This window comes from Pseudoduganella sp. R-34 (assembly GCF_049904655.1).
Taxonomy (GTDB): Bacteria; Pseudomonadota; Gammaproteobacteria; order Burkholderiales; family Burkholderiaceae_D; genus Rugamonas.
On record NZ_CP184572.1, the window covers coordinates 1 to 13189 of the forward strand.

The 13189-nt window shown below is 52.2% G+C and carries 10 protein-coding genes; 6 read left to right on the forward strand and 4 right to left on the reverse strand.

The window, feature by feature from the left end:
- From dnaA to gyrB, 3 genes are all read left to right on the forward strand, one after another.
- Positions 1 to 1392: a chromosomal replication initiator protein DnaA gene (gene dnaA / locus ACN9MW_RS00005; protein ID WP_426166305.1), complete on the forward strand. Its 1392-nt coding sequence runs from the start codon at positions 1 to 3 to the stop codon at positions 1390 to 1392.
- 177 nt (positions 1393 to 1569) lie between these two features.
- Positions 1570 to 2676: a DNA polymerase III subunit beta gene (dnaN, locus tag ACN9MW_RS00010; protein ID WP_426166308.1), complete on the forward strand. Its 1107-nt coding sequence runs from the start codon at positions 1570 to 1572 to the stop codon at positions 2674 to 2676.
- Positions 2677 to 2830: 154 nt separating this feature from the next.
- Positions 2831 to 5326: a DNA topoisomerase (ATP-hydrolyzing) subunit B gene (gene gyrB / locus ACN9MW_RS00015; protein ID WP_426166311.1), complete on the forward strand. Its 2496-nt coding sequence runs from the start codon at positions 2831 to 2833 to the stop codon at positions 5324 to 5326.
- Between the two features lie 172 nt (positions 5327 to 5498).
- On the opposite strand, the gene ACN9MW_RS00020 is transcribed toward gyrB, so the two are convergent.
- The gene (locus ACN9MW_RS00020) at positions 5499 to 7655 is read right to left on the reverse strand and encodes a hypothetical protein (protein ID WP_426166314.1); all 2157 of its coding nucleotides are present in this window, start codon (positions 7653 to 7655) and stop codon (positions 5499 to 5501) included.
- A 149-nt stretch (positions 7656 to 7804) separates the two neighbouring features.
- Positions 7805 to 8941 carry a hypothetical protein gene (locus ACN9MW_RS00025; protein WP_426166317.1) on the reverse strand — a complete coding sequence of 379 codons (1137 nt, stop codon included), beginning with the start codon at positions 8939 to 8941 and terminating at the stop codon, positions 7805 to 7807.
- 151 nt (positions 8942 to 9092) lie between these two features.
- Here ACN9MW_RS00025 and ACN9MW_RS00030 point away from each other — a divergent pair, with 151 nt between their 5' ends.
- Complete coding sequence (locus tag ACN9MW_RS00030) at positions 9093 to 10454, forward strand: type II restriction endonuclease (RefSeq protein WP_426166320.1); 1362 nt, start codon at positions 9093 to 9095, stop codon at positions 10452 to 10454.
- Between the two features lie 171 nt (positions 10455 to 10625).
- Here the strand turns inward: ACN9MW_RS00030 and ACN9MW_RS00035 are convergent, their stop codons facing one another.
- Positions 10626 to 11087, reverse strand: a complete 462-nt coding sequence (locus ACN9MW_RS00035) for a very short patch repair endonuclease (protein WP_426166323.1) — start codon at positions 11085 to 11087, stop codon at positions 10626 to 10628.
- Positions 11088 to 11090: 3 nt separating this feature from the next.
- On the reverse strand, positions 11091 to 12467 hold the full coding sequence (gene dcm / locus ACN9MW_RS00040) for a DNA (cytosine-5-)-methyltransferase (protein WP_426166326.1): 1377 nt from the start codon (positions 12465 to 12467) through the stop codon (positions 11091 to 11093).
- 138 nt (positions 12468 to 12605) lie between these two features.
- On the opposite strand from dcm, the gene ACN9MW_RS00045 reads away from it, so the two are divergent.
- Together ACN9MW_RS00045 and ACN9MW_RS00050 are read left to right on the forward strand one after the other, a co-directional pair.
- On the forward strand, positions 12606 to 12971 hold the full coding sequence (locus tag ACN9MW_RS00045) for a hypothetical protein (RefSeq protein WP_426166329.1): 366 nt from the start codon (positions 12606 to 12608) through the stop codon (positions 12969 to 12971).
- Positions 12972 to 13086: 115 nt separating this feature from the next.
- A complete protein-coding gene (locus ACN9MW_RS00050) occupies positions 13087 to 13188 on the forward strand; it encodes a hypothetical protein (RefSeq protein WP_426166332.1) in 102 nt (33 codons plus the stop codon).
- The last annotated feature ends 1 nt before the right edge of the window (position 13189 follow it).

Here is a 13189-nt window from a genome sequence, read left to right on the forward strand (position 1 = left end):
ATGGAAAATTTCTGGCAGTCCTGTTCCCAGCAACTGGAACTTGAGCTGACGCCGCAACAATTCAGTGCCTGGATTAAGCCGCTTGTGCCCCTCGATTTCGAGAACAACAAGCTGCGTGTTGCTGCGCCAAACCGGTTCAAGCTGGATTGGGTAAAGACCCAATTCGCGAGCCGCATCACGGCCCTGGCCTGCCAGTACTGGGAAACCGTCATCGAGGTGCAGTTCGTCCTCGACCCGCGCACCCACGCCCTGAAAAAGCCTGCCGCACCCACCGTGATCTCCGGCCCGCTGAGTGACATGCGCCCGGAAAGCCCGGCCGCCGCCGCCGCCCCGACCGCCGCAGCCGAATACCAGAATCCGAAAACCCGCGAAAACAGCCGCATCAACCCGGACCTGACCTTCGACTCCTTCGTGACCGGCAAGGCCAACCAGCTGGCACGCGCCGCCGCTATCCAGGTAGCGAACAATCCCGGCGTTTCGTACAACCCGCTGTTCTTCTACGGCGGCGTAGGCCTGGGCAAGACCCACTTGATCCACGCGATCGGCAACCAGGTGATGGCCGACCAGCCAGGCGCCCGCATCCGCTACATCCACGCAGAACAGTACGTTCGCGACGTAGTGACCGCTTACCAACGCAAGGGTTTCGACGACTTCAAGCACTACTACCACTCGCTGGACATGCTGCTGATCGACGATATTCAATTCTTCGGCGGGAAGTCCCGCACGCAGGAAGAATTCTTCTATGCGTTTGAAGCGCTGATCGCGGCCAAGAAGCAGATCATCATCACCTCGGACACGTATCCAAAAGAGATCACCGGCATGGATGACCGCCTGATCTCGCGCTTCGACTCCGGCCTGACGGTGGCGATTGAGCCGCCGGAGCTGGAAATGCGCGTCGCCATCCTGCTGAAAAAAGCCAAGTCCGAAGGCGTGACCCTGAACGACGACGTCGCCTTCTTCGTCGCCAAGCACCTGCGCTCCAACGTGCGTGAGCTGGAAGGCGCGCTGCGCAAGATCCTGGCTTACTCCCGCTTCCACGGTAAGGATATTTCGATCGATATCGTGAAAGAGGCGCTGAAGGACCTGCTGTCTGTGCAAAACCGCCAGATTTCTGTGGAAAACATCCAGAAAACGGTGGCGGACTTCTTCAACATCAAGGTAGCGGACATGTATTCCAAACGCCGCCCAGCCAACATCGCCCGCCCGCGCCAGATCGCCATGTACCTGGCCAAGGAGCTGACCCAGAAATCGCTGCCGGAAATCGGCGAACTGTTTGGAGGACGCGACCACACCACCGTGCTGCATGCAGTGCGCAAGATTGCGATGGACAGGACCAAGAACCCGGAGTGCAATCACGAGTTGCATGTGCTGGAGCAGACGCTGAAAGGCTAAAACCGGTAAACCGGTGTCTGACCCATAGGGTCAGACACCAAGTATGCCAAGGCCGCTGGCCGTAGATCGGATGGTGTCTGACCCTATGGGTCAGACACCGGTTTACCGGGTCCCAGACTGCTATACTGTCGAGTTAACAAAAGAACCAACGTACCAACCCATTAACTGAGGATATTTATGCAACTGGTCAAAACCACCCGAGACACGCTTCTCCGGCCACTGCAGATTGTGAGCGGTATTGTCGAGCGTCGGCACACTATGCCGATTCTGGCCAATATCCTCATCCGCAAGGAAGGCGAAAGCGTCTCGTTCCTTTCCACCGACACCGAAGTCCAGATCACGACCCACGCAGACATCGGCTCGGGTGCCGACGTCACCGGCACCACGGTCGCCGCGCGTAAGCTGCTGGACATCCTGCGCGCCCTGCCGGAAGCCGGCGACGTAACCATGACCCTGCTGAACAAGCGCCTGACCGTCCAAAGCGGCAAATCGCGCTTCGCCCTGCAGACCCTGGCCGCCGAAGAATTCCCGACCGTGCAGCAAGCCGAAAGCTTCACCGCCAGCTTCCAGCTGCCGCAAAAAACCCTGAAGCACCTGTTCAACATGGTGCACTTCTCGATGGCGCAGCAGGACATCCGCTACTACCTGAACGGCCTGCTGCTGGTCCTGGACGGCAACAAGGTGATCGCCGTAGCGACCGACGGCCACCGCCTGGCCTTCTGCCAGGTAGAGACCGACCAGAACTTCGCCCGCGAAGAAGTGATCATCCCACGCAAGACCATCATCGAACTGCAACGCCTGCTGGAAGAAACCGACGAACCAGTCTCGCTGGACATCGCCGCGAGCCAGGTCAAGCTGACCTTCGCCGACATCGAGCTGATCTCCAAGCTGGTGGAAGGCAAGTTCCCTGACTACACCCGCGTGATCCCGAAGGGCTACACCAACAACTTCACCATCGGCCGCGAAGAACTGCTGCGCTCCCTGCAGCGCGCCGCGATCATGACCAGCGATAAGTTCAAGGGCGTACGCTGCATCATCACCCCAGGCTCGCTGAAGATCTCGTCCACCAACGCGGACCAGGAAGAAGCGGTTGAAGAACTGGAAATCGACTACGGCGGCGACAGCGTGGACATCGGCTTCAACGTGACCTACCTGCTGGACGTGCTGAATAACCTGAAGTGCGACCAGGTGAATGTGGCGCTGGGCGATAGCAACTCGTCCGCACTGATCTCGATTCCTGAGAACGCAGACTTCAAATACGTTGTAATGCCGATGCGCATTTAAAACCGGTAAAGCGGTGTCTGACCCGCAGGGTCAGACACCGGTCTGCCGGAGCCGCTGGCCGTAGAACAGATGGTGTCAGACCCTATGGGTCTGACACCGGTTTACCGGTTTAAAAAAGAGCAGAAAAGAAATTCGTTAAGAGAGAAAGCAGTCCATGTCCGAAAGCCACAACGAACAACCAAAGGCCAAAGCAGAAGAATACGGCGCCTCCTCGATCCAGATCCTGGAAGGCCTGGAAGCAGTCCGCAAGCGTCCCGGCATGTACATCGGCGACACGTCGGATGGCACCGGCCTGCACCACCTGGTATTCGAGGTGCTGGACAACTCGATTGACGAAGCCCTGGCCGGCCACTGCTCCGAGATCCACGTCACCATCCACAGCGACAACTCGATCTCGATCACCGACAACGGCCGCGGCATTCCCGTCGGCCTGAAGATGGACGACAAGCACGAGCCAAAACGCTCCGCAGCCGAAATCGTGCTGACCGAGCTGCACGCCGGCGGCAAGTTCGACCAGAACGCCTACAAAGTCTCCGGCGGCCTGCACGGCGTGGGCGTCAGCTGCGTGAACGCACTGTCCAAGCTCCTGCGCGTAACGATCCGCCGCGACGGCAAAGTCCACCAGATGGAATTCGTCAAAGGCGTCGCCCAGAACCGCGAGATCGAAATGATCGACGGCGTGGCGACCTCCCCGATCAAAGTGATCGGCGAAACCGACAAGCGCGGCACCGACGTGCACTTCTGGGCCGACGAAGAGATCTTCACCCACGTGGAATTCCACTACGAGATCCTGGCCAAGCGTATCCGCGAACTGTCCTTCCTGAACAACGGCGTCAACATCAAGCTGACCGACCAGCGCACCGGCAAGGAAGAAATCTTCGCCTTCGAAGGCGGCACCCGCGGCTTCGTTGAATACATCAACAAAGCCAAGACCGTGCTGCACCCGACCGTGTTCCAGGCCACCGGCGAGCGCCAGTCCGACCAGAACACAACGATCTCGGTCGACGTCTCCATGCAATGGAACGACGCCTTCAACGAACAGGTACTCTGCTTCACCAACAACATTCCGCAGCGCGACGGCGGCACCCACCTGACCGGCCTGCGCGCGGCAATGACCCGCGTGATCAACAAGTACATCGACGAGAACGACTTCGCCAAGAAAGCCAAGGTCGAAATCAGCGGCGACGACATGCGCGAAGGCCTGACCTGCGTGCTGTCCGTGAAAGTACCGGAGCCAAAGTTCTCCAGCCAGACCAAGGACAAGCTGGTCTCCTCCGAAGTGCGCGGCCCAGTGGAAGAAATCGTCGCCAAGACGCTGACCGACTTCCTGATGGAAAAGCCGAACGACGCCAAGATCATCTGCGGCAAGATCGTGGAAGCAGCGCGCGCCCGTGAAGCAGCCCGCAAGGCCCGCGACCTGACCCGCCGCAAAGGGATCATGGATGGCCTGGGCCTGAGCGCCAAGCTGGCCGACTGCCAGGAGAAAGATCCAGCCCTGTCCGAACTGTACATCGTCGAGGGTGACTCCGCAGGCGGCTCCGCCAAGCAGGGCCGCGACCGCAAGTTCCAGGCCATCCTGCCGCTGCGAGGCAAGGTGCTGAACGTGGAGAAGGCACGCTTCGAAAAGATGCTGTCTTCCGAGCAGATCACCACCCTGATCGCCACCCTGGGCACCAGCATCGGCGCCGACGAATTCAATATCGAAAAGCTGCGCTACCACCGCATCATCATCATGACCGACGCGGACGTCGACGGCGCCCACATCCGCACCCTGCTGCTGACGCTGTTCTACCGCCAGATGCCGCAGCTGGTCGAGCGTGGCCACATCTACATCGCTCAGCCGCCGCTGTACAAGGTGAAGGCCGGCCGCGATGAGCGCTACCTGAAGGACGACCTGGAAGAAGCCGGCTACATGATGAACGTAGCGCTGAACACCGCCGCCCTGACCCCGCGTGAAGGCGCAGACCTGATCCAAGGCGAAGCGCTGGGCGAACTGGCCCGCACCTACAACATGGCCAACGCCATCATGACCCGCCTGACCCGCGTGATCGACCGCGCCGCGCTGACCGCCATCATGACCGGCGTAACGCTGGACCTGGGCACCATCGAGTCCGCACAGAAGTCCGCCGAAGCGCTGATGGCCAACATCGACGACAGCGCAGTGAAAGTCGTGGTGACCACCGACGAAATGACCGACAAGCACACCCTGCGCATCGAACGCCTGCACCACGGTAACGTGAAGGTCTCCTCGATCGACGCCGACTTCGTGCAAGGCGCCGACTACAAAGTGCTGGCCGACGCCGCCGCCACCTTCACCGGCCTGATCGGCGAAGGCGCCGTGATCCGCCGCGGCGAAGGCGAGCGCACCAAGGAAAGCGCCGTGGTCGACTTCCACCACGCCATGCAGTGGCTGCGCGACGAAGCGGAACGCACCGTTTCCAAGCAACGCTACAAAGGTCTGGGCGAGATGAATCCAGAGCAGCTGTGGGAAACCACCATGGACCCAACCGTCCGCCGCCTGCTGAAGGTACAGATCGAAGACGCGATTGCCGCTGACCAGATCTTCACTACGCTGATGGGGGATGATGTTGAACCGCGCAGGAACTTCATTGAGACCAACGCACTGCGTGCTGGGAACATTGACGTATAAAGCCAGTGTAGACATTCGCAGATCCTAGCAATTCGGGAACCATAATCTGGCAATGAACACGGAGGCCCATGCAGCAATGCATGGGCTTCTTGCGTTAGGCCATCGGAACGAACTGCTTTTGCATTAACGGCACTTCGCTAAAGCTGGTGAAGAATGGACAGCCCCCACGACCTTATTTGAGAGATTTAACTTCGGAGTATAAAGTCTTCAAGTGAGCTATTCCCAAATCTAGGATGGGCTCATACATGAAGGAATTCAGATGAATGTTCTCTGGTGTCATCAGATTGACCTGTTCAAGAGTCAGAACATCTTGCGCACTACCGAGTCCCAATCTTTTAAATTCTTGAAGTAGTCTGATTGTTTGGTTCTCAGTGATAGAAGTTACAAATGCCGCGTCGTTGATGACTCTAATCATGTGCCGTTCGGCGAGCAACCGAATCGCAATTGAGAGAACAATTTTTCCTTCAAGCTCAACAACCTCCTCATGCGCACTAAAGACTGACTCTGCCGCTTCATTGATTACATCAATTACAAGCTTCCCCGGTGGAATTAATGCTAATTGCTGCTTATCAGCTAGGACTTTCTTGAATATGCTACAAAGATCGTCAAGGGTCAGGGTGTCAGTGTCCGCTTTTATGTGCAGCAATGATGTCAGCTTTAGAAACTCAGCATCCAAGCCACAGTATTCTGCTAAATTTCTAACAAACGGGATAGAAGAAATGCAAAAAGCGGATATTGCTAAGTTGTCTCTCCAATGATTGAACGGATTTTTTTGATACTTTTCCTGGATAAGTTTTAGCTTTCTTCCGATCTTGGTCGCATGTAACTTGCAATCCCTTCTCAAGCCAAGTCTTCCACTGATACTTCTATAAAAATCGAAATTGTGCGATAGGAAAAGGCATCGAAATTTGCCCGAAACTGTAATATCCTTCAGATACTCGATAATAGCGTATTTATTTTTATAGTCGAACGAATCAGCAATATCATCAATCACCAAGATTGTCGTTACCGTTTGCTTTCTTCGTGTTTCAATTTCAAATAAGATGTTTAGTATATAAAGGGCTCTTCTCTCGCCTTGACTAAGGACTTTCAGCAATGATTCCCTCTCAACCTCTCCTTCACCATCGCCATCTTTGAACCTGAATGCAATTGACGGCTGCGAGCCTTTAAGAATTACATCATCTTGATTCGAAACGTTCATCTTGAACGGGACAGAGAAGCGCTTGTTGAATGTTTCAACAACTGCCTCCCATTCTGTTCTTTCGTTCCTTGCTTGCTCAATAGCTTCTTCGATAGTAATTTTGCTTATTCGGTAGGCGTCCAGGAACTGGTTATAAAATTCTTTCTGATCAATGAGGTAGGAAATCCACAAATCCTTTTGAAGTTGCCTAAAGTCTCTTAGAAATGGAAGAATGTGTTGATTATCGAAGAGGTAATCCCGAAACTTTCTAAGCTCAGTATTTTGAATTTTCTTATCAATTGCATCGAATTTTGTAGCAAGATCCTTATCTGTCAGAATCTTTTTCCTTTCATTCTCAATCTTTTCTGCAAGCTCATCAGCAGTAGAAATCTCCTCCATCCCATTTTTGGTTCGGAGATTTACTGTGTGCTTAGCCTCAAAGAACCCGTTGTCTTTTAACTGTTTGTTGACAGTAGATGCACTGTAGTGATTGAACTGCTTGCTAAGAACGTCAGACTTAGAAACTAGTTCGTTGTATTTCTGGATGTATTCTTCTAACTGATCTTTGATTGTGCCAGATTCCAGAAGGCCAATAGCCTTGTCATTGAAAACTTCCGCATAGATCACAGCAGAGAACTGTGACGGAGCTCCGGTCTTGATTTGTTCCTCCAACGATTCCATCAATTCGGCAAGTGTCTTCTTGCCGAAGCACTTCAAAATCTCAATTTCGGGAGTGAGCGTTCGTCCTGTCAGACCGGATAACTGCTTAAGTTTAGTAAAAAGGCTAGATTGCTTGTCCGCTATTTGTTTCAATGCATCATCGTACCTTTGCTTAACATCGCTATTCACCAGAAGTAGTGATGTTTTTTCGGACGAGAAATCGGCATTGTATGGCTCAATAACAAACACGGAATCAGGCGCGATGTCTTTGCCAGCATCATCTTTAATGGCTCTGCCTGATACTCTGTCCGGAAAGATCAGGTCTTTCGTTTCTCTTCCCTTTGCTAAATCATCAAAAGTCTTTGAAAAGGAAGTCTTCATGAAGCCGTTTGGTGCATAGACAGCGTAACCATTGGTGTTACTGAAATCAAACTCATGCACAAGCTCACTGATGCCATAGCAGTTCTTAAGGTCTACAGACAGCTTCATGGTTATCCCTTTTTGTGGGTTGTCAAAACGCGTCCGAAGGGTGCTTTTCAGTTTCTAGTCAGTCAAATCGCAAAGCCCCAGCACCGCTATAAAGAGGTATTCGAGACACATCGAAGTTGAGTGCGAAGCGCCTCGTCATACGTGATCGCTTACGCTGCATCAAAGGTAATCTGAACTCGGCACCTATTGTTATACGCGCCAGACCTCTCTCCCCACGTGAAGGTCAGCCCAGTGGCATTGATCGGGTGCAGAGCCCGATTCCACCAAATAATCGTCTTTTTTTCTATCAATTCGTTGGTTAGCGCACTTTCGAGATCAGCAATAACATCTGGAAGCTGGAAAGCGCCCTTACTTGCATCACTGTCAGAATTCCAAATGTAATATTCATAGATAATTTGGTTTTCGCTACACAATTTAAGTGTTTCGAAGTGCGCCATATCTAAGCCGTAACTTCGCCTAGGGACGTATGTAAATCCCCGCTTCCTGCACGCCATGTTGAACGCCTTTGTTGCGCTTTTCAAATTTTGTGGATCTACACTACGCAATTCGTTCTCAATTTCGTAAGCGATTTCTGTGAGACGCGTCGGAGAAATTTCTCTATTTGTTGGCTTCGAAGCCCCGTTGGTTGGATATTTTCTTTTAAACTCAACGAAGGCCAGTTTTCCGTCATGAGTTTCCGCCACAGCATCCAAGTCAAGTGGACTTGGATTGCGACAGTTCATGAAGCAGCGTTGGGAGAACAAAGTCTGTAGCTCAGGAATTCCAAAATTCTCAAGCCATGGCTTAAAGGGCAACTCATCGTTGATACTTGCATTGAGCCGGCCATGAACTTGATTCTTGAGGTAAACCGTCAGTAGTTTCGTTATTCTTATTTGTACATTTGCAGCTCCCTGTGTGCTGAACACACCCCACCCTGTGCTTGTTTTAGAGAACTCACCCACCTTCGGCTCAAGATTCGGCAATCGTTGCGCCCCAATCACAGTAGCTATCATAGATAATGAAAAGAACCGATGTCCCAAGGCGGCAAGGCTGGAAACAAAATGCTCCTCTGCTAAAGACAGTTTCGGGTGGTCTTGAAAAATCTTGAACCAGAATCGGGGGCCCGATCTGCGATCCTTGCCGATATAGGCCCATCCTTCGGCTACATTTTTATACTTGCGGGATTTTCTGAGTTGCCTCGAAAAATAGGACTCTGTAAGCAAACCTGCAAATCGCCTAGGCGCGGCGCATTCAACGACATGCAACCACCGGATGAGGTCACTTTGGGAGGGGACATCTTTAATCATGAGAAACTTCTCTATTAAAATGGACTGCCAAATACTAGTGGTCAAGCAATCAATACAGTTTTCTGATTGAAATGTTGCGCGGTAGTCTGTATCTTTGGTGCTGCGGTAACACTTTGCGCGTTCCGCAGCGCTGATTCTACAGAAGGTACGTGTGACTACTGGCAATTTATTTTCGGAGGACGTTGTCGATAGCAGCGCTGAGCTGATCATGCGGCTGACGAAGTATGCGAACAGCATATTTCTCAAGAAGCTTTCTCTCAACGATTGGCAATGGACGGAGGATCCTGCTAAGCATCAAGATGGTGCTTACATTTTCAAGGCTGAAAGAGACAGTGGCTTTTTCCCTCCGCTCGTTCCTGCTCCAATTAAGCCGGGTAAAAAACCCATCTTCGAGGCTTTTTTTAACATTCATTGGCCGGCACTCGACTGCCCGACCGTCAAAGAGGCTAGACTTGTCAACTGGCGCAGCAAAGGCGAGGAAACTCATCTGACAAGAGTTCCTCATGAGGCATTCACCGGCTTGAATCCTGCTTCTTTCCTCCTAATTGCAAAGACTGGAGCCGGAATTGATGCCCAGTACAGCGCCACAACTGTGGATTCATCTTCCTCCGGTTATCAATATCTCGAAGACCTCTTCGATCTTCCGCCGCAGTTTTGTTCGGGAATTTTCGAACCTCAACGTGTAATTCAAACCCAACAGGACAAACTGTTTGGGTTTATCGAAAAAGCGCTTTCTGCATTTCATTCGGGTCGGATAAGAGCTTTTGCTTTGTCTCATATGTCCATGCCCAAACCGCACGAGATGGCTCGGCTTGCGCAAGCGGAGTACCAAAGTATTCACGGGAACGTCGATTTCAACCCCTTCAAGATGACGGCTCCTGGTGATGCCGTGCTTGACATCAGCAGGGGGTTGGAATATGAGATATTTAAATCATTTGAGATACGACGTCGGTCGATGGAGCTGGTCCAGCTCCTTCTCGGTAATGATCCTGAAGCAATAAGTATCAGTCAGGTATTGATAAATATTGTCACTGAATTTCCACAAATTGACGGAATTCTTCTATCGGCAGCCCAGACTCGAAAATCGCGAGCCGGTGCATCTTTTGAACTGCACATCGAGCGTCTACTTGCCGACGGCGGTATTCCTCATGATGTACAAGTTATTGCCGATGCGAAAAAGCGACCTGACTTTGTTTTGCCATCATTTGCAGCGTACATGAATCCACTACGCGACAGAAATGGTGCCTTGGTCCTCAGTGCAAAAACAACGTTGCGGGAGCGCTGGAAGCAGGTTCACGGAGAGATGAGGAACTGCGACCTTTTCCTTGCAACTGTCGACGAGAGCATTGCGGAAAACGCTATAAAGGATATGGCACAGCAGGGCATCATTCTCGTTGTGCCAGAATCGCTCAAGAAGTCAGACACAACAGTATATAAGTCCCTTTCTAATGTGATCTCATTCAAATCGTTTTTCGAGACAGAGCTCAGGTCAAAAAGGTTGGGTATCTGGTGAGGTGACTCAGTGGACTAGAGAGGACTTGACGAACAAAGTACTCGAAACTAAGTTGTCCCGAGCGTGTTTATTGTCCTATTTGCCAGCCATCAAACTAAGCTCGCTGCGCTGGGCGGGGTTGCCACCCTAGCGGCTTCAATTTCGGACGAGAATCGATGACTTTGATTGGGGCTAACGGTGCCGTATATTTAAACTAGCCAGGTCAGTTCCACTTTTCGTGATCAACCCTGTCAAGTGGTCGCCAAGCTCATCTGCATCCCATTTCAACCGACCTCGAAGTGCACACTCCCATACACAAATGACGCGCCAACCAGTACCTCGCAGCGCAACGATGTCACGCTGATCGCGTTGCTGATTAGCGCTAATTTTGGATGTCCAGAACTCCCGCCTGGTTTGCGGCAGGGTGAACAGATGGCAGTCGTGGCCATGCCAGAAGCAACCGTGCATGAAGATTACGGTTCGGTGTTTCGGCAGCACTATATCGGGTTTACCGGGAAGGCTGCTGACATGCAGCCGATAGCGAAACCCGCGCGAAAACAGCAGCTTCCTGAGCAGTAATTCAGGGCCGGTATTCTTGCCCCGGATCGCCTGCATATTGCGACTACGGCGTTCCGGGGTATGTACATCGGTCATTGTTCAGGCCGCCAGCTTCTTCCGCTGTTCCTGTAGGCTCTTTGCTTGGAGGATCCGGCTTTTCATCAGTTTAGCGACAGCTGCGAAAACGCCTACAACGACAGAATTGCCGAACTGCCTGTAAGCCTGTGTATCCGAAACAGGGATTTTGAAGGTAGATTCGCCAGGGCGGTCGTACCCCATCAGTCGCGCGCATTCGGATGGCGTTAGGCGGCGCGGCCGGTTCTTGATGTTCTTCTTGTGATCGAAATCGAGGTCCGAGTTGAAGCCACGGTCGATCAGAATTTCAGAGCCGTCCTTGTGGTAGCGCGCTGACAATGTACGCGTCACCTCATTCGGATTCTCGGGCTTTACCAGTCCGTACCCAAAGCCGTTTCCCTTGGCCTTATGTTTGATGGAGTAGTTGAACAGATAGCGCCAGAGGTTTTCGGTAAGGGTATATTTCGGGTCGACTTCCTTTTCATCCTCCAGGATATCACTCAGGGTAGGCTTATCTTGCGGAAAGTGCTGACTGATATCTTTCAGAGTGAAACCATCATGAATATTCAGGTCCTTCCGAAAGCCGACAAGAACGATACGCTCACGGTGCTGGGGAACAAAATGACTGCCATCGATGATCTTGTAGTCGGTCGTTCCATTCTGTTCTGAATCTGCCACCCAGTAGCCCAGTTCGTCGAGCGCCTTCATGATGGTACGGAAGGTATTGCCTTTGTCATGGCTCTTAAGGTTCTTGACGTTTTCAAGGACAAAGGCAGCCGGCTGTTTAGCGGCAATGATGCGGGCTACGTCGAAGAACAGCGTGCCTTGCGTCTCGTCTTCGAAACCGTGCTTCCGCCCTAGTGAATTTTTTTTCGAAACGCCGGCGATTGAAAATGGCTGGCACGGAAAGCCGGCGAGCAGCACATCGTGATCCGGCACCCCTTCTTCGTTGATGTATTTATAGGCCTCAGCTTCGCTTTTCTCTGGTTTGTCACTCCAAGTCACCTTGCGAATGTCATCGTTGAAGGTGTGGTGTTGGGGGTCGGAGTAGTGATTTGCCTTGTAGGTGCGCACCGCGAAAGGGTTCCACTCGCTGGTGAAAACACAACGTCCACCGATCTCTTCAAAACCACGCCTGATCCCACCAATGCCGGCGAACAGGTCAATGAAGTCGAAATCGTAATGTGGGTGCGACGAAGGTGGCTTCGGCAACAGCGCTTCAAGATGCTCATACTCGTGATGGCTGAGCCGCGGGCTCGCTTTGCCGCTGAGCCAGCGGTTAATCTTCTCCCGATTCCACGAATCAGGGGACTCTCGATTCAGATACTCAGCGACATATTTCTGGTCATAAATCTCGAGAGCCTTTTTCAGAAGCTTCAATCCATCGTTGTCTGGTGCCATGTCCTTCTTTCAATCTGGGTCAAATTTGTGACACATTATCACTCAGTTGACCCAGATACGCAAAGTTATTTGAAGTTTTCAGCGCAAATAGTCGCAAAAATTAACTGTGCATTTATACAGCATTCTTGAAAGTTAGCAATGCTGCCGCTGCAAGATCAAGTACGACTGGCATCGGGCACTGAACTCGGATGGGCGATGGCTGACACACAGCCTAAGGGGTCGGCACTGAGGAATTGCCGGACCGATGCATTTGATGAATTTGTGCGGCAGCATAAATTGACCGACAGCGAGAAAGCAGACGGCAATGACAATGAGCGAAGTGCGTCCATTAGTCTCGACGAGCGGGAAATCGATACGGTATTTGCTCTGTTCCTGTTGGTGACGAGCCCGTGTTTGGATGATCTGCCGCGGCTCTTCTCATTCACCGGCTCGATCCTAGACAAAAGTGTAAATGGTTGCCAGTGGCAATATCGAACGGCAACCAAGTTGACATTACGCCGATAGATACAACAGAAGTGTTGTACTATTCAGGACATGGGCCATGAAATACAGCGAATTCCGATAATGGCTGGAGCGGCAAGGCGCCGTCTTCTCACCCGGCCGTGGCAGCCATCATAAAGTGGATCTGAATGGTCGAACAAGCGTATTTCCCGACCACGGAGCGAAGGAAATCGGTACCGGATTGGTCAAGAAGATCAAGAATGACCTCGGACTGAAATGAA